Here is a 21,934-nt window from a genome sequence, read left to right on the forward strand (position 1 = left end):
GGGGCGATGCAGCGGACGCGGTTCGGTGACATGGCCTGTTCGATCGCGCGCACCATGGACGTCATCGGCGAGCCGTGGTCACCGCTGGTCCTGCGCGACGTCTACCTGGGCGTCACGCGCTTCGACCAGCTCCAGGCCGGCCTGGGCATCTCCCGCAAGGTGCTCGCCGAGCGGTTGCGCTGGCTGGTCGAGCAGGGCGTGCTGGAGCGGCGGCCGTACTCGACCAAGCCGCCGCGGCACGAGTACGGGCTCACGCCCAAGGGCACCGAGCTGGTCGAGCTGCTGCTCGTGATGGTCCGCTGGGGCGACCGCTGGACGGCGGGCGAGGCGGGCCCGCCCGTGCTGCACCGCCACCGCGCGTGCGGGCGCGTCGCGCACGTGGAGCTGCGCTGCTCGGAGTGCGGCGAGCCGATGGGGCCGACCGACGTCGACGTGCTGCCGGGTCCCGGCCTCCGGTCGACCGGCCCCCGACCGACGGCCCTCAGTTGACCAGGATGCCCAGCTGGGCGCAGTCGTCGGCGGTGTCGCCCGCGCACAGGTCCACCGGCTTGACCGCCCCCTGCCCCACGAGCGCGCGCACGTTGTCCCTGGTGATCAGGTCCGCGCCCAGCAGCACCGACTTCACGTCCCGCCGCGAGACCAGGTCGCGCGTGTTGCCGGTGGCCAGGTCGTCCGCGCCGCTGAGGTCGCCCTTCGCCACCGCGATGGCCAGCCGCGCGGCGGCCTCGGCCTCGTCGCGGATCGGCTTGTAGACCGTCATGCACTGCTCGCCGCGCAGGATGGCGCGCAGGCCGTCCAGGGTGGCGTCCTGCCCGGTCACCGGCACCTGCCCGGCCAGGCCCTTGGCCCGCAGCACCTCGATGACCGCGCCGGCCAGGCCGTCGTTGGCCGCGACCACGCCGTCCACGCGCCCGTCGTTGCCGTTGAGCATCTGCTCGAACGTGGCCCTGCCGATCAGCAGGTCCCACTTGTCGATGGCCTCGCTGCCCACCAGCCGCAGCTCGCGCTTGTCGTAGAGCGGGCCGAGCAGGCGGCGCTGGCCGTCGGCGAACAGGGTCGCGTTGTTGTCCTGCGGCGCGCCCTGGACCTCGATGATCTGCGCGCCCGGCCGGTCGCCCAGGCACCTCAGCAGCCCTTCGGCCTGCAACTCGCCCACGTTGAGGTTGTCGAACGACACGTAGTACTCGGCGTGGCCGCCCAGGCTGATCCGGTCGTAGTTGATGACCGGGATGTCCGCCTCCTTGGCCTTGCGCTCGACCTCCGCGCCGCCCTCGGGCGTCAGCGGGGTCGTCATCAGCACCTTCACGCCGCGCGCGATCATCGAGTCGGCGATGCTCGCGAACCTGGCCTCGTCGCCCTCGGCGTTCTCGATGACGCCCTCGATGCCCGCGAAGTTGAACGCCCGGCTGAGCAGCGGCGCGTCCTGCTTCTCCCAGCGGTCCGACGACGTCCGGTCCGGCAGGATGACGCCGACCACCGGTTTGTCCTCCTGGCCGCCGGCGCTCGGGGCCAGCGGGTCCGAGCCGCTCCCGCAGGAGGTCGCGGTCAGGATCAGCAGACCGCCGGACACGGCTCTGGCCAACCTTCGCATTCGCCAACCCCTCGTCCGGCCGCGTCCTCGACGACGGACCGAAGAAAGTCAATGTTGCGGAATTCCATCCCCCCGGTGGCCGGTTCGTCAAGACGTAGCAACCGATGGGCTCCAAATGGGCCGCCCCATTGAGGCGGTTGACCTTGAAAAGTAGTCGTACCGGCTGCTCAGACGGTTGCTTCGGCCATAACTATCACGCTCCGCACCTGATCGGCTACGGAGCCGGAACGTGCGAAAGGGGGCTCGTCTTCCGGTAATTTTTGTGCGAAAGTGTCGCGTGCCGAACCCTGGCCGGGTGTGTGAGGAGAAGACAGCGTGAGAATCATCCCCGCAGCGCTGGTGGCCGCGACTGCCGCGGCCCTGCTCGCCTTGGGCGCCGGGCCGGCCGCCGCACAGGTAAAGCCGGACCAGACCGTCGCCGAAGTCTCGAAGTCGCTCACCTACCTCTCGACGAGCGCAGTTCAGGACAACCGCGACATGTAGTTCCCGTGAGAAATCCCCGCTCACCGAAGACGGCGAGCGGGGATTCGGCATGTCCGCGGCGGCTCAGCCCAGGGCGGCGCCCAGCGCCTGCCAGTCCAGGACCGGCGCGGCCAGGTCGCGGATCGCGGCCAGCAGCCCGAGCCGCGCCCGTCGCACGTCCGGGTCCTCGGCCATCACCAGCACGTCGTCGAAGAACGTGTTGACCGGCGCGGTCAGCACGGTCGCCGCGGCCGCGAACGCGGCCAGGCCGGTCACCCCGGCGGGCACCTCGCCCAACGCCTCGTGCAGCGCCACCTCGGCGGGCTCGGCCAGCCGCCGCGGGTCGTACTCGCCGACGGTGTCCGCGGGCACGATCCGCCGCACCCGCTGGAGCGCGGCGACCAGCGCGGCAAAGTCCGGGTCCCCGGCGAGGCCGGTCAGCTCGGCCAGCGTCGCGTCGGCCACGGCGGGCGCGTCGGCCAGCGGCAGCACCGCGTTGACGAACCGGTGGTCGTGGCCCGCGTCCAGCAGCTGCTGCTCGTAGCGGCGCACCGCGAACTCGCGCGCCACCTCCAGCGCCTCCGCGGACACCTCCAGCTCCTGCGCGGCCAGCGACAGCGCCCTGGTGAGGGTGATGTCCTTGAGGTCCGGGAACGCCCGCAGCACGCTCACCGCGCCCAGGGCCGCCCGCCGCAGCCCGAACGGGTCCGAGCTGCCCGTGGGGTTCGCGCCGATCCCGAACAGGCCCGCCAGCAGGTCGAACCGGTCCGCCAGGGACAGCAGCGCGCCCGGCGTGGACCCCGGCAGCGCGTCGCCCGCGGAGCGCGGCAGCTCCATCTCGAACAGCGCCCGCGCGACCTCGGGGGCCTCCCCCGCCCGCTCGGCGTACTCGCGGGCCATGACACCCGCCAGGCTCGACAGCTCGATCACCATCTGCGAGCCGAGGTCGAACTTGGCCAGCTCGCCCGCGCGCGCCAGCGCGTCGTCGTCCGCGCCGACCACCTCGGCCAGCCTTCGGGCCAGCACCGCGATCCGGCCGGCCCGGTCGGCCACGGAGCCCAGCTTGTCCGCGAACGTGAGCTTGTCCAAACCGGACTTCATGTCCTCCAGCGGCGTGCGCAGGTCGGCGCGCCAGAAGAACGCGGCGTCCTCGTAGCGGGCGCGCAGCACCGCCTCGTTGCCGGCGCGGACCAGGTCCTCGTCCACGTCGCCGTTGGCCACGGCCACGAAGTGCGGCAGCAGCGAGCCGTCCTCGCCCCGCACCGGCAGGTAGCGCTGGTGCTTGCGCATGACCGTGGTGAGGATCTGCGCGGGCAGCTCCAGGTAGCGCTCCTCGAACGAGCCGAGGATCGGCGTGGGCCGCTCGACCAGGTTGGTCACCTCGTCCAGCACCCCGTCGAGGTCCACGACGCCGCCGACGGACGCGGCCAGCCGCTCCGCCTCGGCCACGATCGCGGCCCTCCGGTCCGCCGCGGACGCCACGATCCCGTGACCCGCCAGGAACTCCAGGTAACCGTCCGCGGTGGACACCTCCACCACCGGGTGGTCGGCGGTGCGGTGCACGCGGGTCTTCGGCTCGGCCGAAAGGGACGACACGGCGACCGGCACGGGCGTGGCGCCCAGCAGCGCCAGCAGCCACCGGATCGGGCGGGTGAACGACAGCTTCGGGTCGTTCCACTTCATGTTCTTCTCGGCGCGCAGCTCGGCCACCACCTCGCCGAGCAGTCCGCTGAGCACCTCGACCGCGCCGCGGCCGGGGTCGGTGCGCACCGCGGCGACGTGCTCGACGCCGTTCTCGGTGACGCGGCCGAGCGCCTCGACGGCCACGCCCTGGCCGCGGGCGAAGCCCTGCGCCGCCTTGGTCGGGTTGCCGTCGGCGTCGAACGCGGCCGACACCCGGGGACCGCGCGCGGTCTTCTCGGCGTCCGGCTCGCGCGGCGCGACGTCGGCGACGAGCACCACGACGCGGCGCGGCGTGCCGTGCACCTCGACCGCGCCGTGCGCGAGGCGGGTGGCGGCGAGCTTGTCGGCGACCGCGGCGCGCACGGCGTCCACCGTGCGCGTGACCTCGGCGGGCGGCAGCTCCTCGGTGCCGATCTCGAACAGCAGCGCGGCGGGCTCGGCGACCTCGGGGAACACGTCGGGCAGGGCCGCCTGCGCCGGGACCTCGGCCAGGCCCAGCGGGTGGCCCAGCTCCTCCCGGCGGGCCGCCCACAGCTGGGCGACCTCGCGGGCCAGGGCCCGCATCCGCCCGAACGCGCGGGCGCGCTCGGTGGTGCTGATCGCGCCGCGGGCGTCGAGCACGTTGAACGCGTGCGAGCACTTCAGCACGTAGTTGTGCGCGGGCACGGGCAGGCGCGCGTCGAGCATCCGGCGCGCCTCGGCCGCGTACTCCTCGAACAGCCGCTTGTTCGCCTCGACGTCGGCGTCGTCGAGGTAGTAGCGGCTCATCTCGTACTCGGACTGGCCGAACGCCTCGCCGTAGGAGACGCCGGGCGCGTACGCGATGTCCTTGAAGTGGTCGACGCCCTGGAGCGCCATCATGATCCGCTCGATGCCGTAGGTGATCTCCACGGACACCGGGTCCAGCGACATGCCGCCGGCCTGCTGGAAGTAGGTGAACTGGGTGATCTCCAGGCCGTCGAGCCAGACCTCCCAGCCCAGGCCCCAGGCGCCCAGCGCGGGCGAGGCCCAGTTGTCCTCGACGAACCGGACGTCGTGCCCGCGGACGTCGATGCCGAGCGCCTCCAGGCTGCCCAGGTACAGCTCCTGGGGGTTGCCCGGGTCGGGCTTGAGGATGACCTGGAACTGGGTGTGGGTCTGGAGCCGGTTCGGGTTCTCGCCGTACCGCGCGTCGTCGGGCCGCACGCTGGGCTCGACGTAGGACACGCGCCACGGCTCGGGACCCAGCACCCGCAGCACGGTGGCCGGGTTCAACGTACCGGCGCCGACCTCGGTGTTGTACGGCTGCACGACGATGCAGCCCCGGTCGGTCCAGTACTTGGTCAGCGCGAGCAGCGCATCCTGCATGGTGAGCACGGGGTGAGAGTCTACGAACGCCGTGAAGTCGACCTCACAATCGGGTTACCGCGCTGGTCAGAGCGGGTCAGGAACCGGTATCACGGCGTCACCGGGAAGCGTTGTGCGAGGCTTGTCCGCAACCCGGGCGCGGGGTGACGCGTCCATGGGGGCGTACCCGGGTATTCGGAGGGAGTGGGAGTGGACAACCGGCCGCCGGGGCCAGGCGACCCCGACGGGTTCCGCGGGCGACCCGTCGTTCCTCGAACCCCTCCAGCAGGAATCCCCTCAGCAGGCAGGCCCGGCCCGTCGAGGCCGCCCGAGCCGCCGCCCGCGGGACCGGGCGCCGAGCGCGCGCCCGGCGACCGGCCGCGACGGGCCGTGCCGCCGGTGTCCGACCAGGACCGCTCCGGACCGCGCCCCCGCCCGGCCGACGTGCCGCGTCCCGCGGACGCGCCCCGGGTCGACCGGGGCAGGCCGGCCGCCGGTCGCGGGCAGCCCGACCCGCGCGCGGGCGGCGTCGAACGGGGCGGCGCGGAACAGGATGGCGTCGAACGGGGCGGCAGGGCCGCCGGACCACGTGGTGACGTCGCGGGCGGTCGCGCCGCGCCGCGCCGGGTGACCCCGCGCGCCGGCGCGCCGAGGGCCCGGACCGAGTCCGAGAGCACGGCCAGGATCGACGGCGACGCGGCCGAGCGGGTCGACGCCGCCGGGCGGGCGCCCGCGCCCGCCAACGCGGGCCGCGTCGTGGCCAGGTCCGGCGGGGTCGCCGCGCCGAAGGCCCGCGCCGAGGACATCCGCCGCGCCAGGGCGGCCGCCGTCGAGCCCGAGGAGCGCCCGAGGCCCGCGCCCGTGCGCACCGGGCCGCCGCGCAGGCGCCCGCCGGAGCGCGCCCGGGCCGGTTCGGTGGTCGGCCGCGCGGTCCTCGCGCTCTTCTCGACCTCCGTGCTGCTCGGCACCGGCTACGGCTGGGCCAACTACCAGCAGCTGAGCAAGAACCTGTCCACCACCGACGTGATCAGCGACGCGGGCGGCGGCGAGAAGCCCGCCGACGGCTCGATCGACATCCTCATGGTCGGCATGGACAGCCGCACCGACGCCAAGGGCAACCCGCTGCCCCAGGAGGTCCTGAACGAGCTCCAGGCGGGCGACGAGTCGGCGGGCGGCCTGAACACCGACACGATCATCCTCATGCACGTGCCGAACGACGGCGGCAAGGCGGTCGCGGTGTCGTTCCCCCGCGACTCCTACGTGAAGATCGCGGGCGGGTACGGGCGGCACAAGATCAACTCGGCGTACGGCTACGGCAAGAACGAGGGCCTGGAGGAGCTGAAGGGCGAGGGCGTCAGCGACGCCGCCCAGCTGGAGACCGGTTCCCGCCAGTACGGCGCCAAGACCCTCATCGGCACCGTCGAGGACCTCACCGGCGTCACCGTCGACCACTACGCCGAGGTCAACCTGGTCGGCTTCTACGAGATCACCAAGGCCATCGGCGGCGTCGAGGTGTGCCTGAACCAGGCGACCCAGGACGAGTTCTCCGGCGCGAACTTCCAGGCCGGGCAGCAGCGGATCCAGGGCCGCGACGCGCTGGCGTTCGTCCGGCAGCGGCACGGCCTGCTGCGCGGCGACCTCGACCGGATCGTGCGCCAGCAGGTGTTCATGGCGGGCCTGGCCAAGCAGGTGCTGTCCGCCGGCACGCTGTCCGACCCGGGCAGGCTCGGCGACCTGATCGACGCGCTGACCAAGTCCATCGTGCTGGACGAGGGCTGGGACGTGCTCCAGTTCGCCAACCAGATGAAGAACCTGACCGGCGGCAACCTGCGGTTCGAGACCATCCCGACCGGGACCCTGACGCTGGAGACGCCCGAGGACGGCCTCGCCGTCGAGGTCAAGGAGCGCGAGGTCGCGAAGTTCTTCGACAGCCTCAACAGCGGCCCGAACACGCCCGTCGGCACCACGACGAGCGTCGACCCGGCCACCGTGGCCGTGGAGGTCTACAACGCCTCGGGCGTCGGCGGGCTGGCCTCTCGCGTGCTCCAGTCGCTGGTGGCCGAGGGCTTCGTGGACGGCGGCACCGGCAACGCCCCGTTCGAGGAGGTCTCCGTGGTCCGCCACGGCGCGGGCGGCGAGGCGGCCGCGGAGGCCGTCGCCGACGTGCTGGGCGTCGACGTGGAGCAGGACGACGAGGTGCCGGCCGGTCGCACCCGCGTGGTCGTGGGCAGCGACTACACCGGGCCCGGCGCGCAGGGCTTCGCGAGCGGGCCGCTGGTCGGCCTGGACGGCGCGCGGCGGCAGCCCACCACGACGGACACGACGACCGAGCAGCCCATCACCGCGGACGGGGTGCGCTGCGTCAACTGAACCCGGGGGACGGTCCATGGGGGACTTCGGCAGGCGACCGCGCGACCGCGCGGCCCGGTTCGCCCGCGCGCTGACGTGGCGGCGGGCGCTGGTCGCGGCGGCGGTGCTCACCGCGCTGGCGGTCACGCCGTGGGCGTGGGTGCAGCTGAGCAGCGCGCCCTACCGGCACACCGCGGCGGACGTGCCGGAGGCGCCGGTCGCGCTGGTCCTCGGCGCGGGCCTGACCAGGTCGGGCGCGCCCACGGCGGTCCTGGCGGGCCGGCTGGACGTGGCGGCCGAGCTGTACCGGACCGGCAAGGTGCGGGTGCTGCTGGTCAGCGGCGACAACAGCACCACCGACTACGACGAGCCGGGCGCGATGCGGGACTACCTGGTCGCGCGCGGCGTGCCCGGGCAGGTGGTCGTGGCCGACCACGCGGGCTTCGACACGTGGGACTCGTGCACGCGCGCCAAGCGGGTCTTCGGCGTGTCCGAGCTGACCGTGGTGACCCAGTCGTTCCACCTGCCGCGGGCGGTGGCGCTGTGCCGGGCGGCGGGCCTGGAGGCGCGCGGCGTCGGGCACGACACCTCGCGCGGGCGGGCGGCCACGACGGCCTACGGGCACTTCCGCGAGGTCTTCGCGGCGGGCAAGGCGATGTGGGACGGCCTCGTGGCCAGGCCCGATCCCACTTTTCTCGGTCCACTGGAGAGTGGTGTGACCAGCGCTTTGCGGCGTTGAACGCTACTCTCAGTACGACTGGGTTAGCCCGATCGGGCGATAAAGCGAACAAGCTGCGTAAGCAACCGCCGAGTAATGCCTTCCATCTGCGTGGGTCCACGGGGACCCGGGGCGGACATGGAGGACTCGACGGTGCAGATCGACACAGCGGCGTACCAGCGCGTGCTCGGTGATGAGCTCCGCAGCCTTCGCAAGCAGCGCGGGTGGACCCGCAAGGAGCTCAACCGCCGGTTGCAGAGCGACATCTCGCTCCAGACGCTGGCCACCTACGAGCTGGGCACCCGCCAGTGCTCGGTGGTCAGGCTGGTGGAGATCTGCACCGCGCTGGGCGTGCCGGCGCACCAGGTGCTCGCCCGCGTGCACGAGCGGGTGTTCGGCGACGCGCCCGCCGGGCACCTGCCCATCGACCTCACCTCGGTCGTCACCGACGGCAGGCCCCAGCTGCTGCCGCTGCGGCGCTGGGCGCAGGGCCGGCTCGCGCAGCTCGTGCCCGGCCAGTCGACCGAGGTCCACCTCGACCTGCCGGCGCTGGAGTACATGGCCCAGTTGTGCCAGCTCAGCACCGTGGAGCTGATCAGGACCCTGCGGGAGCTGGACAACCACGGCCACCGGTAGCATCGGGGGGACTCCCCTCCCCACCATTGATGCAGGAAGTCGCTTGCCGAACACTCCAGGTGCAGACCCAGCCCGCCTGCCGCTGCGCACCGCGGCCGCCGTGCGACTGGGCAACATGAGCTCGAAGCTGTCGCAGAAGATGGGCCTCGGCGCCGGCGGCATGATCGGCGGCCGGGTCGCGCTGAGGCTCGACCCGCAGGCCCTGGCGAACCTGACCCAGGGCCGCACCGTGGCGCTGGTGACCGGGACCAACGGCAAGACCACCAGCACGATGATGCTCAGCCGGGCCGTGTCGGCGCTGGGCGAGGTCGCCACCAACCACGGCGGCGCCAACATGCCCGACGGGCACGTGACCGCGCTGTCCAAGCAGCCCGACGCGCCGTACTCGGTGCTGGAGGTCGACGAGGGGTACTTCCCCGAGGTCGCGCGGGCCGCCGGGCCCGCCGTGGCGGTGCTGCTGAACCTGTCCCGCGACCAGCTCGACCGGGTCGGCGAGGTCCGCACCATCGAGAAGTCGCTGCGCGCCGCGCTGACCGGCGTGCCCGGTGTCGTCGTGGCCAACTGCGACGACGTCATGGTGACCTCGGCGGCGCGCGACGCGAAGTCGGTGGTGTGGGTGGCCACCGGCACGGGGTGGCACAACGACGCGGCCTCGTGCCCGCGGTGCGGCGACCCGATCCACTGGCGGGGCGAGCACTGGTCGTGCACCGGGTGCGACCTGGCCCGGCCGCGACCGCACTGGATCACCGGCAACGGGTTCCTGGTGGCGCCCAACGCCGCGAAGGTCGAGCTGGCGCTGCGCCTGCCCGGGAAGTTCAACCAGGCCAACGCGGTGATGGCGGCGGCGGCGGCGCACGTGCTCGGCGTGCCGGTCGAGGAGGCCGTGCAGCGGTTGCGCGGCGTGTCCAACGTGGCCGGTCGGTACCGGACGATCCAGCGGTCCGGGCACCAGGCGCGGCTGCTGCTGTCGAAGAACCCGGCCGGGTGGAGCGAGACGCTGACCGTGGTTCGCGAGGCCGACCACCCCGCCGTGCTGGTGATCAACGCGCACGAGGCCGACGGGCGCGACCTGTCGTGGCTGTGGGACGTGCCGTTCGAGAAGCTGCGCGGCCGGCAGGTCATCGCGTCCGGCGAGCGGGCCACGGACCTGGCCGTCCGGCTGACCTACGCCGAGGTCGAGCACACGATCGTGCCCGACCCGCTGAAGGCGATCGACGCCATGCCGCCCGGCGCGGTCGAGGTGATCGCCAACTACACCGCTTTCCGCGACCTGAACGCGAGGGCCGCCCAGTGACCACCAGCAAGGTCTCCATCGCCCTGGTCCTGCCGGACCTGCTCGGCACCTACGGCGACTTCGGCAACGCGGTGGTGCTGGAGAAGCGGATGACGTGGCGCGGCATCCCGGCCGAGATCGTCACGGTGCGGTTCGGCGAGCCGGTGCCGGACTCGTGCGACATCTACGTGGTGGGCGGCGGCGAGGACACGGCGCAGACGCTGGCCGTGCGGCACCTGCGTGAGCACCCGGGCATGCAGCGGGCGGCCGCGCGCGGCGCGGTGATCCTCGGCGTGTGCGCGGGCATCCAGATCTTCGGCGAGTCGTTCACCCGGGCCGACCAGGTGACGCACGCCGGCCTGGGCCTGATCGACTCGACCTCGCACGCGGGCGGCAGCCGGGCCATCGGCGAGGTCATCGCCACGCCGGCGAACGGCCTGTTCGAGGGCGTCCTCACCGGTTTCGAGAACCACCAGGGCCGCACCGTGCTCGGCCCGTCGGCGCGGCCGCTGGCGCACGTGAAGGTCGGCACCGGCAACGACGGCTCGGTGGAGGGCGCCGTGCAGGGCCGCATCCTGTGCACCTACCTGCACGGCCCGGTCCTGCCGCGCAACCCGCAGATCGCCGACCTGCTGATCGAGTGGGCCACGGGCACCCGCCTGTCCCCGCTCGACCTGCCCGACGTGACCCGCCTGCGCGCCGAACGAGCCAAAGCAGCCGGCACCACCACCTAAAACCCCCGCGTGTCCTCCACTCGGACATCGCGTGTCCTCCACTCAAGCACCGCGAACCGACCGCTCGGACACGGCGCCCCGGCCGGTTCGCGGTGTCCGAGTGGAGGTTTCGCGGTGTCCGAGTGGAGGACACGCGATACCGGAGTGGAGGACACGCGGGGTTTTTAGGTGGGGAGGGGGTGGCGGCGGGCTTTGGTCAGGGTGTAGTCGGAGGGGTTCAGGGTTTTGGTGCGCATCCAGTAGCGCCAGGTGAAGCCCGGCCAGACGGTGCGGTTGACGCCCTGCGCGTCGAGGTACCAGCTCTTGCAGCCGCCCTCCGTCCAGACGCCCTTGGTGAGCTTGCGCTGGAGGTCCCGGTTGAAGCGCGCCTGCACCTCCGGCCGCACGTCCAGCTCGTCGGCGTGGTGGCGGTCGAGCAGCTCCAGGCACTGGCGCACGTAGCGGATCTGCGACTCGATCATGAAGACCACCGAGTTGTGGCCCAGGCCGGTGTTCGGGCCCAGCAGGAAGAACAGGTTGGGGAAGCCCGAGACGGTGATCCCGTAGTAGGTCTCGATGCCCTTCTCGCGCCACTGCTTGGCCAGGTCCACGCCGCCCTTGCCGGCGATGTCCAGGTAGTCGAACGAGTCGACGACGTGGAAGCCGGTGCCGTAGATGATCACGTCGACCTCGTGCTCCACGCCCGCCCGGTCGACGATCGAGCGCTCCCGCACCTCGGCGATGCCGTCGGTCACCAGGTCCACGTTGTCCCGGTTCAGCGCCGGGTAGTAGTCGTTGCTGATCAGCACGCGCTTGCAGCCCATGGTGTAGTCGGGCGTCAGCTTGGCGTGGAGGGACTCGTCGGCGACCTGCGAGCGCATGTGCCGCTTCGCGATGTTCTGCGCGAACTCCATGATCTTCGGGTGCACCGCGAACCCGAGCGCGGTCGACTCCCGCGCCCAGTACACGAAGTCCCGGTACAGGCGCTGGGCGAGCGGCAGCGCGCGGAACAGCTTCCGCTCCCACGTGGCGATGGCCCGGTCCGCCTTCGGCATCACCCACGGCGGGGTGCGCTGGAACAGCGTCAGCCGCTCGACGTCGCCCGCGATGCGCGGCACGAACTGGATGGCGCTCGCGCCCGTGCCCACCACGGCGACCTTCTTGCCGCGCAGGTCGTAGTCGTGGTCCCACTCCGCCGAGTGGAACGCCCTGCCCTCGAACGCCTCGATGCCCGGCAGCTCCGGGACGTTCGGGATGTGCAGCGCGCCGACGCCCGCGACCAGGGCCTTGGCGGTGTAGGTGTCGCCGTTGGCGACGGTGACGCGCCAGACCTTGGCGTCCTCGTCCCACCGGGCGCCGCTGACCTCGCTGTCGAACCGGATGTGCGGGCGCAGCCGGTACTTGTCGGCGACCTCCTTGAGGTACGCCCAGATCTCCGGCTGCCGGGCGAACACGCGCGACCAGCGCGGGTTCAGCTCGAACGAGAACGAGTACATGTGGGACGGCACGTCGCACGCGCAGCCGGGGTAGGAGTTGTCCCGCCACGTGCCGCCGAGGTCGCCTGCCTTCTCCAGCACGACGAAGTCGTCCTGCCCGGCGCGCTTCAGCTCGATCGCCATGCCCAGGCCGGAGAAACCCGTGCCGACGACCAGGACCTTGACCTCTCGGTGCATGCCCGTCCTCCCAGTCCAGCGACTACTCCCCAGTAGGTTACTTGAAGTAAGTTACCTCCGGTAGTCTCGACTTCGTGACCGACACGGAGCCGCGTCGCCGCCGGATGCCCAAGGCGCAGCGCAAGGCGCAGATGCTGGAGGTCGCCGAGGCCGTCTTCGCCGAGCGCGGCTACCTGGCCGCGTCCATGGACGAGATCGCCGAGCGCGTCGGCGTGTCCAAGCCGATGCTCTACGAGTACTACGGCTCCAAGGAGGGCCTGCTCATCGGCTGCGTCCACCGCGCGCGCACCGAGCTGCTGGACCGCACGCAGCGAGCCATCACGGGCGCGGAAGGCCCGGAGGAGGTGCTGCGCCGCGGCCTGCTGGCGTTCTTCGAGTTCATCGTCGACCACAAGCAGGCGTGGGCGCTGCTGCGCCAGGAGGCGGCCGTCACCGTGCCGTCGGCGGTGGAGGAGGTCGAGGGCATCCGCCGCCAGCAGACCGACCTGATCGGGGCGGTCATCACCGGCCTCGTGCCGGGGATCGACCAGGTCGAGGCCGAGGCGTTCGCGGAGATCGTGGTGGGCTCGACCGAGCGGCTGGCGCTGTGGTGCGAACGCCGGCCCGAGATCGGGCCCGCGCGCGCGACCGACTACGTGGTGGACGTGGTGTGGCGGGGCATGGCCGCCCGCATCACGCCCGACGGCGGCTGAACAGCACCAGCAGCGCCCCCGACAGCACCCCGCCCAACCCGAGCACGCTCAGCCACAGCGCGCTCGGCCCCGTGTTCGCCAACGCCTGGGTGGAACCCGGCGCGGTGTGCGCCGCGGACGCGGTGGGCGGCCGGGTCGCCGTGGCGACCGCGACCGCGGCGGTGGTGGTCGGGGCGACCGTGGTCACCTCCGTGCCGCTCGTGGGCGCCGTGGCCGACGTGCCGGAGACCAGCACTGCGGTCGTGGTCGTGGTCGTCGCGGCCGAGGTCCCCGAGAGGTCGACCGTGGTCGTGGGCGCGGTCGTCGTGCCGTGGCACGGCGGTTCGCCGCGGTCCCAGCACCCACCGGCCGACGCGACCCCGGGCGCCGCGAGGAGCCCGAAACCCAAGCACGCCACAACGGCCAAACGTCGCCTCATCAACATCTCCCGAATCAGTAGGCTGCTCCGAACGGCCTAGTGGCGCTGGACGCTACCCGTTACCGGTCCTGCACGCGCCGCACACGCCGCGACGCCGCACAACTCGGGCGCCGCTCACTCGTTAGAGGGACAGAAGGCATGTTCGGCCCGGATCGCCGGTCATATGGGGGGACGACCGACGGAAGGCCGAGCCATGCCCACACCCCCCATCACCGCGAACTACCGGCGCGTCGGCGACGACTGGGCGATCACCGTCCGCGCCGGTGACGCGGAACTCGCCGCGACGGCGCCCGGCCTGATGGCGGCGCGCGTCGCGGTCGACCAGCTGGTGGCCGAGCTCGCCGGCGGGCGCCGCCACCCCGCCGTGGTGCACCTGCTGGACGGGGACGCGTTCGCCTTCTCGGTCGTGTACCTGCACACCCGTGCGGGTCTCGCGCCGCCACGGGCGGGCGAATCGGAGACGAACGGCACTCACGAGCAGGTCGTCGAGGGCTGAGGCGGCCCGCCCCGGCCTAGGATGACCGCCCAAAGGCGACGGGAGCGCAGACATGGCGACACCGGTTTACAGCGGAGCACGGACGGCGCAACGGGGCAGACCCAGGGACGCCAGCCGGGACGACGCGTTGCGGCGGGCCGCGCTGGAGGTGATGGCCGAGGTCGGTTACCGGGCGCTGACCATGGACGCCGTCGCGGCGCGGGCCCGCGCCGGCAAGGCGACCATCTACCGGCGCTGGGAGTCCAAGCTGGACCTGGTGATCGACACGTGCACGCAGCTGGCGCACCAGAACCTGCCCGAGCCGGACACCGGTTCGCTGACGGGCGACCTGCGGGAGTTCCTGAGCGGGTTCGCCGCGTTCCTGTCCGGCCCGATCGGCAAGGCGGCGCAGGCGCTGGTCGGCGAGCTGCCGCACGAGCCGGAGCTGGCCGTGGCGTTCCGCGAGACGTTCCTGACCACCCAGCGCGACGTGCTGCGGCGCATCCTGGAGCGCGCCGACGAGCGCGGCGAGCTGCGCCCCGAGGCGCCCCGCGGCATGGCGGTCGAGCTCGCCGGCGCGGCCCTGATCTACCGGTTGATGCTGACCGGCGACCCGCTGGACCTGCCGTTCGTCGACCGCGTGGTGGACCAGGTGCTGGTGCCCCTCGTCGCCGAGGGGCACCAGCTCACGGGGGTGGAACTCACCTGAACAGCTTGCGCAGCAACGCGAACGCGACGAGCGCGCCCACGGCGATCAAGGCGAACCTGATCTTGGGCTCGTCGAGCTTCGTGCGCACGCTCTCCTTGCCCGACTCGACGAAGCGCTGGGGGTTCGCCCTGTCCCCCAGCTCGTCCAGCGTCGCGGCCAGCGCGTCGCGGGCCTGCTCGATCTCGCGCTGGATGGTGTCCGGGTCGCGCGCCACTTGTCCTCCCTCGCCACGGTTGTCCGCCAACCGTAGTTCAGGCGCGGCCGCGATGGTGACCTGACCGGCCCCACCGGCGTTTCACGACGCCGTTCCCGGCCGGCCGGGGTCACGACCGCGGCGCGTGGCGATAGGCTGAGCGTGACGGGCTCGTAGCCCAATTGGCAGAGGCACACGGTTTAGGTCCGTGCGAGTGAGAGTTCGAGTCTCTCCGAGCCCACCACGTGCCCCCGGTCGTCGGCCGGGGGCCGCTCAGACCAGGTAGCGCAGCACCTCCAGCATGGACTGCGGGTCCACCGAGGCCGGGTCGTCCTCCGCGCACGCGGCCAGCTCCGCCCGGACCGCGGCGGTGTCCAGGCCCGTGCCGATCAGCACCAGCTCGGTGCGGCGCGGCCCGTCCCACGCCGAGCGCTCGAACCGCAGGAACGCGCCCACGGTGTGCAGGGAGAACCGCTGCCGGTGGCCCGGCACGTCGAACAGCACGAACCCCTTGACCCGGTACAGGCCCGCGGGCCGGCGGTCCAGGAAGGCCATGAACCGCGCGGGGTTCAGCGCGCCCCCGGTGAAGTCCACGCTCTCGTAGCGCACGTGGTCGTGCTCGTGGTCGTGCTCATCGGCCAGGTCCTCGAACGACAGCTGGCCGTACCGGGCGCGGGGCCGCGGGTCGAACAGCAGCGCCGGGTCGACCCGCCCGAACTCCGCCCGCACCACCGGCACGCCGGGCTTGAGCCGGTCGACCTCGGCCTCCAGGGCGGCCGGGTCGGCGACGCGGTCGACCTTGTTCAGGACCACCAGGTCGGCCACCCGCAGGTGCCGCGCGAGGTCGTCGGGGAACTCGGCCGCGTCGACCAGCAGCACCAGGCCGCCGTAGGACAGCCGCGGGTTCTCGCTCGCCAGCACCATCCGCGCCATGGCCTGCGGCTCGGCCAGCCCGCTGGCCTCGACCACGATGACGTCCACCCGCGGTTCGAGCCTGGCGAGCATCTCGTCGAGCTCGGAGACGTCGATGGCGCAGCACAGGCAGCCGTTGCCCAGCGACACCGCCGAGTCGACCTGCCCGGCCACGCTCATCGCGTCGATGCCGATGGCGCCGAAGTCGTTGACCACCACGCCGACGCGGGTGCCCCTGGCACGGGCGAGCAGGTGGTTGAGCAGCGTGGTCTTGCCGGCGCCGAGGAAACCGGCCACGACCACCACCGGGATGCGCCTCACGCGACGCGATCCTAGCCGGCCCCGGCCCCGGTCCGGGGCCCGTGGACGGTGGTGATGTACTGCTCCATGGCCGCGTTCACCCCGTCGAGGTCGTCCGTGGCCACGAGGTCGAGCAGCAGGCCGCGCGCCACCGCCAGCCCCAGCCGGGCGCGCGCCTCGGCCACCTCCGGCGCGAACCCGCGGGCGCGCTCCAGGGCGGTGACGGGCTCGACCCACCGCGAGACGATCCCGTCCAGCAGCGCGGTCGTGCCCGGCCGGCCCTGCGCCGCCTGCCCGTACAGCTCGAAGAACAGCCGTTCGTGCGCGCGCAGCGCCGGGTCGGTCAGCACGCCCCAGAACTCCCGCGCGGCCTCCGCCGGGTCGTCGGCGCCCAGCGACGCCAGCACCGCCCGCTGGTTCTCCTCGACCGCCTTCACCACCTCGACCAGCAGGCCCTCCTTGGAGCCGAAGTGGTAGATGAGCATCCGGTGGCTGGTGCCGACGGCCGCCGCCAGCGAGCGCAGGCTCACCTCGCCCAGGCCGTGCGCGGCCAGGTGCTCCACCACGGCGGTCAACAGCCGCTGCCTGGCCCCTTGTCCCCTCATGTACCACATGGTACATGTACCGCATGGTACAGAGAGTGGACGTCACGGTGCGCAGCGAAGCGCCGCCCGAGGCCGTGTACCGCCTGGCCGCGGACAGCTCGACCTGGCCGGACTGGTCCCCGATCGTGTCCTACGAGCGGGAACGGGCGGGCGACGCGCGTGGAGTCGGCGAAATACGGGTATTCAGGACCAAAGGTCGCAAGGCCCTCACGAGGGAGGAGGTCGTCGAACTGACGCCGGACCGGCGGGTGGGCTACGTCCTGCTGTCGGGCCTCGCCGTGCACGACTACCGGTCCTCCATCGACCTCGCGCCCGACGGCGCCGGGACGGTGGTCCACTGGCACTCGTCGTTCGAGGCCGACGTGCGGGGCACGGGGTGGCTCTACCGCGCGGTGCTCCAAGCCGTGATCTCCCGCTGTGCCAAGGGGTTGGCCGCGCACGCCGCGCGGCCGCGTTGAGGCGCCGCCTCGCCGGGACCAGTGCCGCGTCCAGGCCGCACCGGGGTTTTCCGCACCGGACTGTGAGGACGGCTTCATGGTGACCACGTCGGCAGGTTCGTAACTTGGGATCATGGATGTCGTCTCGTGGGTAACGGACCTGATGGAGAAGCTGGGCGCGCCGGGCGCCGGGCTCGCGATCGCGCTGGAGAACCTGTTCCCGCCCCTCCCGAGCGAGGTCTTCCTGCCGCTGGCCGGGTTCACCGCGAGCCAGGGCAAGATGAACTTGGTGGCCGCGATCGTGTGGACCACCGCGGGCTCCGTGATCGGCGCGCTGGTGCTGTACTACCTGGGGGTCGCGCTCGGGCGTGAGCGGATGCGCCGCATCGCCTCGCGGATGCCGCTGATGAAGGTGTCCGACGTCGACCGCGCCGAGCAGTGGTTCAACCGGCACGGCAAGAGCACCGTCTTCTTCGGCCGGATGGTGCCGGTCTTCCGCAGCCTCATCTCGATCCCGGCCGGCGTCGAGCGGATGCCGGTGCCGCTGTTCACCTTGCTGACCGCGGCGGGCAGCCTGATCTGGAACACCGCGCTGATCCTGGCGGGCTACCTCCTGGGCGCCAACTACCACGTGGTGGACCAGTACCTGGGCATCGTGTCGAAGGTCGTGCTGGGCCTGGCGGTCGCGGGCGTGGCGTGGTTCGTGGTGGCGCGGGTGCGGCAGCGCCGGCGGGAGGACGCGGAGGAGTCTCACGCGCGCAGGTAGCGCGGCTCGTCGGCGTGCCCGCCGAACAGGCCGAACAGGGCGCGCGCTGCGAGGTGCCGAACCGACCTCGCCCCGGTCGGCTCGGCGGTGTCGACGCCGAGGAACCCCCCTGGGCGCCGCTGCTCCTGCTCGGCGACGACGCCCGCGGCCGGCCGGGCGAACACCACGACCAGCAGGTTCACCACTTCGGTGAGGAATCCGGGTGACAAACCGGCAACAACGCACAACCCCCCGTGCACTTTTTACGGGCCAGTAGACCCGAACGTGCTATGGCGTCACCCGGGGCGGTCCACCGAGGATGTCTCAACGTGCCCTCAATCGCCGTCGTTGGTGCAGGTCAGGCCGGTGTTGTGCTGTCCGCGGCAATGCTCCGGGCCGGGTGGCGGGTGTCGTTGTGCTCCGACCGGACGGTCGAGGACCTCCTCGCCGACCGAGGTCGCCCCACGGCCTGCCTGTTCGGCGACCAGGTGGAGTACGAGGCCGAGCTGGGCCTCGACTTCTGGCCGGAGGCGCCCCGGATGCGGCGCATCCACCTCGACCTGTGCACCGGCGACCGGGGCGTGGCCTTCGCCGTCGACGCGCCGCTGCGCAAGCCCGCGCTCGCCGTGGACCAGCGGCTGAAGTTCTCGCGCGGGCTCCGGGAGGTGGGCGGGCGCGGCGCGGCGGTGACGGTCGGCGCGGTGACCGAGGCCGACCTGGAGGACCTGGCCGCGTCGCACGACCTGGTCGTGGTCACCGCCGGGAACCGGGCGCTGACCTCGCTGTTCGAACCCGACCCGGTGCGGTGCGTGCACACCGAGCCGCAGCGGAAGCTGTTCATGGTCAACGTCCACGGGTACGACCTGGGGGCCCGGCCCGAGCACCGGGAGGGCGTGTTCTCGTTCCTGCCGGGGACGGTGGAGGTGTTCTGGGTCCCGTTCCACGACCGGGACGTCGGCGAGTCGCGCAGCATCGTGCTGGAGGCCGCGCCGGGCGGCCGGGCGGACCGGTTCTGCGGCGTCACCTCGGCCGACGAGGGGCTGGCCGTGCTCAAGGGCCTGGTCGACGAGCTGCTGCCGCACGAGTCGGCGTTCCTCCGGCCCGCCCGGCCGACCAACCCGGTCACCTGGATCAAGGGCGAGGTCCTGCCGGTGGTGCGCAGACCGGTGGCGGTGCTGCCGTCCGGGCGGCACGTGCTGGGGCTGGGCGACGCGGTGGTGCTCAACGACCCGCTGACCGGGCAGGGCGCCAACAACGCCACCCGGATGGCGCGGTTCTTCGCCGAGGAGCTGGTCGCGTTCGACGGCCCGTACACGGCGGGCTGGCTGACCGAGCGGTTCGACGAGTGGTGGGAGCGCGGGCGTTACGCGAACGAGTTCACCAACGGGATGCTGGCGCCGCTGACCCCCGCGCGGAAGGAGCTGATCCTCGCCGCGTCGCGCCACCCCGGGATCGCGGAGCGGCTGTGGGAGGGGTTCAACGACCCGTCGTCGCTGTCGCCGTGGTTCTTCGAGGGCGCCGCGGCCCGCGAGTTCCTGGCCCGGTGCGACGTCGGCCGGCTGGACGTGCTGCGCTACAAGCTGGCGGTGGGCGCCCGGGTGGTCGGGCAGAAGCTGTTCAGGCGGCCCGTGAGCGGTCCAGCAGCGACCTGATCTCCCGCGCCGCGGCCCGTCCCGCCCGCGAGGCGCCGACCGTGCTGGCGGACGGGCCGTAGCCGACCAGGTGCACGCGCGGGTCCGCCACGACCCGCGTGCCGTCGACCTCGATGCCGCCGCCCGGCGCGCGCAGGCGCAGCGGGGCGAGGTGGTCCAGGGCGGCCCGGAAGCCCGTGGCCCACAGGATCGCGTCGGCGCGCCGCCGGCCGCCGTCGGCCCAGGCCACGCCGTCCTCGGTGATCCGCTCGAACAACGGCCGCCGGTGGAGCACGCCGGTCCGCAGGCCCTCTCGGACGGCCGGGGTCAGGTTCAGGCCGGTGACGCTGACCACGCTGCGCGGCGGCAGGCCCAGCCGGACGCGCTCCTCGACCCGCGCCACGGCGGCGCGGCCCAGCTCGGGGGTGAACGGCTCGTCGGAGAACTCCGGCTCGCGGCGGGTGACCCAGGTGGTGCCCGCGGCGAGCCGGGCGATCTCCAGCAGCTGCTGGACCGCCGACGTGCCGCCGCCGACCACGACGACGTGCCGCCCGGCGAACTCCTCGGGACCCCGGTACTGCGACGAGTGCAGCTGCCGGCCGCGGAACAGCTCCTGGCCGGGGTAGCGGGGCCAGAACGGGCGCGTCCACGTGCCGGTGGCGTTGACCAGGGCCCGCGCGTCGAACGAGCCTCGGTCGGTCTCGACGCGCAGCAGCTCGCCGAGGTCGCGGACGGCGCGCACGCGGACGGGCCGCAGCACGTCCAGGCCGTTGCGGCGCTCGAAGTCGGCGAAGTAGGCGGGCAGCACCTCGTTGGCGGGCGCGTCCGGGTCGGGTGCGGCGAACGGCGTGCCGGGCAGGTCGTGGACGCCGTGCACGGTGGCCATGCGCAGGGACGGCCAGCGGTGCCGCCACGCGCCGCCGGGACCGTCCTCCGCGTCGAGGACGCGGTGGTCCAGCCCGGCCCGCTCGAGGAAGTGAGCGGCGGACAGACCCGCTTGGCCGGCGCCGATGACCACCACGTCCATGTCCTACCGGAACGCCCGCCGCGGCACGCCGCTTCCCCGCCCGCCGGTCGTCCCGGTCACACCCCCGCCCGCGGGAAGGCAGCGGGGCCCCCGGGCGTTGTCACGGGGTATGAGCCTCCGTGACGTGCCGCTGTCCGTCCTCGACCTGGCCCCGATCACCACCTCCGGGGACGCGAGCACCGCCTTCGCCCACACCCGCGAGCTGGCGCGGCACGTCGAACGGCTCGGCTACACCCGGTTCTGGCTGGCCGAGCACCACAACATGCCCGGCATCGCCAGCTCGTCCCCCGCGGTCCTGATCGGCCACGTCGCCGACGCCACGACCACGCTGCGGGTCGGTTCGGGCGGCGTGATGCTGCCGAACCACCCGCCGATGGTGGTGGCCGAGCAGTTCGGCACGCTGTCCGCGCTGCACCCCGGCCGCATCGACCTGGGCATCGGGCGCGCGCCCGGCACCGACCAGCGGACCGCCCAGGCGCTGCGCCGCACCGCCGGGCCGCTGTCCGTCGACGACTTCCCGCAGCAGCTCGCCGAGCTGACCGGCTACTTCGACGGCACCGAGCCGCTGAACGCGGTGCCCGCCGAGGGCAACAAGCCCGACGTCTTCCTGCTGGGCTCCAGCGGCTACAGCGCCCAGGTCGCGGCCCTGCACGGGCTGCCGTTCGCGTTCGCCCACCACTTCAGCGCGCAGAACACGCTGCCCGCGCTGGCCCTGTACCGCGACCGGTTCCGGCCGTCGGCGCGGCTGCGCGAGCCGTACGCGATCGTCTGCGCCTCGGTGCTGGTCGCGGACACCGACGAGCGCGCCGAGCACCTGGCCATGCCCGGCTCGCTCGCGTTCCTCAACCTGCGCCGCGGTCAGCCGGGGCGGATGCCGACCAACGAGGAGGCCGCCGCCTACCCCTACAGCGACCTGGAGCTGCTGTTCATCGAGGAGCGGCGCGCCGAGCAGGTGCTGGGCTCGCCGGGGAGCGTGCGGGCGCAGCTGGAGCGGCTGCTCGCCGACACCGCGGCCGACGAGCTGATGGTGACCACGATGGTGGCCGAGCAGCCGGACCGCCTCCGGTCGTACGAACTCCTGGCCGAACTGTTCGATCGTTCATCCGAACGGGTGAAGACTGAAGTAGAGGTGTAGCGGTTCGCCGACGGATGGCGATGATCGGTGTGAGCGCGCACGCCCCCCGACGCGCTCTCCAACTTCCGGGCGGTTCGCCGCCCGGGGCTCGGCCGCCGCCGACCCGCGTGGGCGCCGCCCGGTGTGGTGCCGCCCACGCGGGCAGCCGTGCGCCATCACGGCTTGGCCACAGGCAGGCACCAGGTGCGCTTCAAGGCCCTCTTTCGGCCCCCGCGCGCCCCTCTACCCGTC

At 72.9% G+C, this 21,934-nt stretch carries 23 protein-coding genes and 1 tRNA gene; 15 read left to right on the forward strand and 9 right to left on the reverse strand.

Features of this window, described 5'->3' with window-relative positions:
• The first annotated feature begins 6 nt into the window (after positions 1-6).
• Positions 7-489 (forward strand): winged helix-turn-helix transcriptional regulator, encoded by a 483-nt coding sequence (locus ABD223_RS15070; protein ID WP_344036803.1) that lies wholly within the window; start codon positions 7-9, stop codon positions 487-489.
• On the opposite strand, the gene ABD223_RS15075 is transcribed toward ABD223_RS15070, so the two are convergent.
• Positions 482-1,591, reverse strand: coding sequence for a sugar ABC transporter substrate-binding protein (locus ABD223_RS15075; protein ID WP_344036804.1), 1,110 nt, complete (start codon positions 1,589-1,591; stop codon positions 482-484). The genes ABD223_RS15070 and ABD223_RS15075 overlap by 8 nt on opposite strands.
• 315 nt (positions 1,592-1,906) lie before the next feature.
• Between ABD223_RS15075 and ABD223_RS15080 the strand changes: the two genes are divergently transcribed.
• The gene (locus ABD223_RS15080; RefSeq protein WP_344036805.1) at positions 1,907-2,074 is read left to right on the forward strand and encodes a hypothetical protein; all 168 of its coding nucleotides are present in this window, start codon (positions 1,907-1,909) and stop codon (positions 2,072-2,074) included.
• Positions 2,075-2,137: 63 nt separating this feature from the next.
• On the opposite strand, the gene ABD223_RS15085 is transcribed toward ABD223_RS15080, so the two are convergent.
• The gene (locus ABD223_RS15085) at positions 2,138-5,083 is read right to left on the reverse strand and encodes a glycine--tRNA ligase (protein WP_344036927.1); all 2,946 of its coding nucleotides are present in this window, start codon (positions 5,081-5,083) and stop codon (positions 2,138-2,140) included.
• Positions 5,084-5,461: 378 nt separating this feature from the next.
• On the opposite strand from ABD223_RS15085, the gene ABD223_RS15090 reads away from it, so the two are divergent.
• From ABD223_RS15090 to ABD223_RS15110, 5 genes are all read left to right on the forward strand, one after another.
• The gene (locus tag ABD223_RS15090) at positions 5,462-7,432 is read left to right on the forward strand and encodes an LCP family glycopolymer transferase (RefSeq protein WP_344036807.1); all 1,971 of its coding nucleotides are present in this window, start codon (positions 5,462-5,464) and stop codon (positions 7,430-7,432) included.
• Positions 7,433-7,448: 16 nt separating this feature from the next.
• Positions 7,449-8,150 (forward strand): SanA/YdcF family protein, encoded by a 702-nt coding sequence (locus ABD223_RS15095; RefSeq protein ID WP_344036808.1) that lies wholly within the window; start codon positions 7,449-7,451, stop codon positions 8,148-8,150.
• Between the two features lie 132 nt (positions 8,151-8,282).
• A complete protein-coding gene (locus ABD223_RS15100; RefSeq protein ID WP_344036809.1) occupies positions 8,283-8,765 on the forward strand; it encodes a helix-turn-helix domain-containing protein in 483 nt (160 codons plus the stop codon).
• Positions 8,766-8,880: 115 nt separating this feature from the next.
• Positions 8,881-10,059 carry a Mur ligase family protein gene (locus ABD223_RS15105; protein WP_344036810.1) on the forward strand — a complete coding sequence of 393 codons (1,179 nt, stop codon included), beginning with the start codon at positions 8,881-8,883 and terminating at the stop codon, positions 10,057-10,059.
• The gene (locus ABD223_RS15110; RefSeq protein ID WP_344036811.1) at positions 10,056-10,772 is read left to right on the forward strand and encodes a type 1 glutamine amidotransferase; all 717 of its coding nucleotides are present in this window, start codon (positions 10,056-10,058) and stop codon (positions 10,770-10,772) included. The genes ABD223_RS15105 and ABD223_RS15110 overlap by 4 nt, the downstream gene beginning before the upstream one ends.
• Positions 10,773-10,936: 164 nt before the next feature.
• Here ABD223_RS15110 and ABD223_RS15115 read toward each other — a convergent pair whose 3' ends face one another.
• Complete coding sequence (locus tag ABD223_RS15115) at positions 10,937-12,424, reverse strand: flavin-containing monooxygenase (protein ID WP_344036813.1); 1,488 nt, start codon at positions 12,422-12,424, stop codon at positions 10,937-10,939.
• A gap of 74 nt (positions 12,425-12,498) precedes the next feature.
• Here ABD223_RS15115 and ABD223_RS15120 point away from each other — a divergent pair, with 74 nt between their 5' ends.
• A complete protein-coding gene (locus tag ABD223_RS15120) occupies positions 12,499-13,116 on the forward strand; it encodes a TetR/AcrR family transcriptional regulator (protein ID WP_344036814.1) in 618 nt (205 codons plus the stop codon).
• On the opposite strand, the gene ABD223_RS15125 is transcribed toward ABD223_RS15120, so the two are convergent.
• Positions 13,097-13,534, reverse strand: coding sequence for an LPXTG cell wall anchor domain-containing protein (locus ABD223_RS15125; RefSeq protein ID WP_344036815.1), 438 nt, complete (start codon positions 13,532-13,534; stop codon positions 13,097-13,099). The two genes, ABD223_RS15120 and ABD223_RS15125, sit on opposite strands and share 20 nt — an antisense overlap.
• A 193-nt stretch (positions 13,535-13,727) precedes the next feature.
• Between ABD223_RS15125 and ABD223_RS15130 the strand changes: the two genes are divergently transcribed.
• Together ABD223_RS15130 and ABD223_RS15135 are read left to right on the forward strand one after the other, a co-directional pair.
• Entirely contained in the window at positions 13,728-14,030 is a 303-nt protein-coding gene (locus tag ABD223_RS15130) for a hypothetical protein (RefSeq protein ID WP_344036816.1), read from the forward strand.
• A gap of 52 nt (positions 14,031-14,082) precedes the next feature.
• Entirely contained in the window at positions 14,083-14,718 is a 636-nt protein-coding gene (locus ABD223_RS15135) for a TetR/AcrR family transcriptional regulator (protein ID WP_344036817.1), read from the forward strand.
• Here ABD223_RS15135 and ABD223_RS15140 read toward each other — a convergent pair.
• Complete coding sequence (locus tag ABD223_RS15140) at positions 14,711-14,932, reverse strand: DUF3618 domain-containing protein (protein ID WP_344036818.1); 222 nt, start codon at positions 14,930-14,932, stop codon at positions 14,711-14,713. The two genes, ABD223_RS15135 and ABD223_RS15140, sit on opposite strands and share 8 nt — an antisense overlap.
• Before the next feature lie 146 nt (positions 14,933-15,078).
• On the opposite strand from ABD223_RS15140, the gene ABD223_RS15145 reads away from it, so the two are divergent.
• Positions 15,079-15,155 (forward strand) — tRNA-Leu (locus tag ABD223_RS15145).
• Positions 15,156-15,184: 29 nt separating this feature from the next.
• On the opposite strand, the gene ABD223_RS15150 is transcribed toward ABD223_RS15145, so the two are convergent.
• Together ABD223_RS15150 and ABD223_RS15155 are read right to left on the reverse strand one after the other, a co-directional pair.
• Entirely contained in the window at positions 15,185-16,144 is a 960-nt protein-coding gene (locus ABD223_RS15150; RefSeq protein ID WP_344036819.1) for a CobW family GTP-binding protein, read from the reverse strand.
• 11 nt (positions 16,145-16,155) lie between these two features.
• Positions 16,156-16,728 (reverse strand): TetR/AcrR family transcriptional regulator, encoded by a 573-nt coding sequence (locus tag ABD223_RS15155; protein WP_344036820.1) that lies wholly within the window; start codon positions 16,726-16,728, stop codon positions 16,156-16,158.
• A 23-nt stretch (positions 16,729-16,751) separates the two neighbouring features.
• On the opposite strand from ABD223_RS15155, the gene ABD223_RS15160 reads away from it, so the two are divergent.
• Both ABD223_RS15160 and ABD223_RS15165 read left to right on the forward strand, forming a co-directional pair.
• Complete coding sequence (locus tag ABD223_RS15160) at positions 16,752-17,186, forward strand: SRPBCC family protein (RefSeq protein WP_344036821.1); 435 nt, start codon at positions 16,752-16,754, stop codon at positions 17,184-17,186.
• A gap of 112 nt (positions 17,187-17,298) precedes the next feature.
• On the forward strand, positions 17,299-17,931 hold the full coding sequence (locus ABD223_RS15165) for a DedA family protein (protein WP_344036822.1): 633 nt from the start codon (positions 17,299-17,301) through the stop codon (positions 17,929-17,931).
• On the opposite strand, the gene ABD223_RS15170 is transcribed toward ABD223_RS15165, so the two are convergent.
• Entirely contained in the window at positions 17,916-18,140 is a 225-nt protein-coding gene (locus ABD223_RS15170; RefSeq protein WP_344036823.1) for a hypothetical protein, read from the reverse strand. The two genes, ABD223_RS15165 and ABD223_RS15170, sit on opposite strands and share 16 nt — an antisense overlap.
• A 141-nt stretch (positions 18,141-18,281) precedes the next feature.
• Between ABD223_RS15170 and ABD223_RS15175 the strand changes: the two genes are divergently transcribed.
• Positions 18,282-19,562 (forward strand): styrene monooxygenase/indole monooxygenase family protein, encoded by a 1,281-nt coding sequence (locus ABD223_RS15175; RefSeq protein WP_344036824.1) that lies wholly within the window; start codon positions 18,282-18,284, stop codon positions 19,560-19,562.
• Here ABD223_RS15175 and ABD223_RS15180 read toward each other — a convergent pair.
• Positions 19,528-20,568 carry an FAD-dependent oxidoreductase gene (locus tag ABD223_RS15180; RefSeq protein WP_344036825.1) on the reverse strand — a complete coding sequence of 347 codons (1,041 nt, stop codon included), beginning with the start codon at positions 20,566-20,568 and terminating at the stop codon, positions 19,528-19,530. The two genes, ABD223_RS15175 and ABD223_RS15180, sit on opposite strands and share 35 nt — an antisense overlap.
• A gap of 109 nt (positions 20,569-20,677) precedes the next feature.
• On the opposite strand from ABD223_RS15180, the gene ABD223_RS15185 reads away from it, so the two are divergent.
• Positions 20,678-21,703, forward strand: coding sequence for an LLM class flavin-dependent oxidoreductase (locus ABD223_RS15185; RefSeq protein ID WP_344036826.1), 1,026 nt, complete (start codon positions 20,678-20,680; stop codon positions 21,701-21,703).
• Positions 21,704-21,934 lie beyond the last annotated feature (231 nt).

Source organism: Saccharothrix xinjiangensis (assembly GCF_039527585.1).
GTDB classification, from domain to species: Bacteria; Actinomycetota; Actinomycetes; order Mycobacteriales; family Pseudonocardiaceae; genus Actinosynnema; species Actinosynnema xinjiangensis.

Coding starts and splice junctions, on each gene's coding strand:
- ABD223_RS15135 (WP_344036817.1), top strand. CDS start 14,083: ATGGCGACACCGGTTTACAGCGGAGCACGGACGGCGCAACGGGGCAGA.
- ABD223_RS15125 (WP_344036815.1), bottom strand. CDS start 13,534: ATGAGGCGACGTTTGGCCGTTGTGGCGTGCTTGGGTTTCGGGCTCCTC.
- ABD223_RS15130 (WP_344036816.1), top strand. CDS start 13,728: ATGCCCACACCCCCCATCACCGCGAACTACCGGCGCGTCGGCGACGAC.
- ABD223_RS15155 (WP_344036820.1), bottom strand. CDS start 16,728: ATGAGGGGACAAGGGGCCAGGCAGCGGCTGTTGACCGCCGTGGTGGAG.
- ABD223_RS15185 (WP_344036826.1), top strand. CDS start 20,678: ATGAGCCTCCGTGACGTGCCGCTGTCCGTCCTCGACCTGGCCCCGATC.
- ABD223_RS15075 (WP_344036804.1), bottom strand. CDS start 1,591: ATGCGAAGGTTGGCCAGAGCCGTGTCCGGCGGTCTGCTGATCCTGACC.
- ABD223_RS15085 (WP_344036927.1), bottom strand. CDS start 5,083: ATGCAGGATGCGCTGCTCGCGCTGACCAAGTACTGGACCGACCGGGGC.
- ABD223_RS15095 (WP_344036808.1), top strand. CDS start 7,449: ATGGGGGACTTCGGCAGGCGACCGCGCGACCGCGCGGCCCGGTTCGCC.
- ABD223_RS15115 (WP_344036813.1), bottom strand. CDS start 12,424: ATGCACCGAGAGGTCAAGGTCCTGGTCGTCGGCACGGGTTTCTCCGGC.
- ABD223_RS15070 (WP_344036803.1), top strand. CDS start 7: ATGCAGCGGACGCGGTTCGGTGACATGGCCTGTTCGATCGCGCGCACC.
- ABD223_RS15160 (WP_344036821.1), top strand. CDS start 16,752: ATGGTACAGAGAGTGGACGTCACGGTGCGCAGCGAAGCGCCGCCCGAG.
- ABD223_RS15165 (WP_344036822.1), top strand. CDS start 17,299: ATGGATGTCGTCTCGTGGGTAACGGACCTGATGGAGAAGCTGGGCGCG.
- ABD223_RS15180 (WP_344036825.1), bottom strand. CDS start 20,568: ATGGACGTGGTGGTCATCGGCGCCGGCCAAGCGGGTCTGTCCGCCGCT.
- ABD223_RS15105 (WP_344036810.1), top strand. CDS start 8,881: ATGAGCTCGAAGCTGTCGCAGAAGATGGGCCTCGGCGCCGGCGGCATG.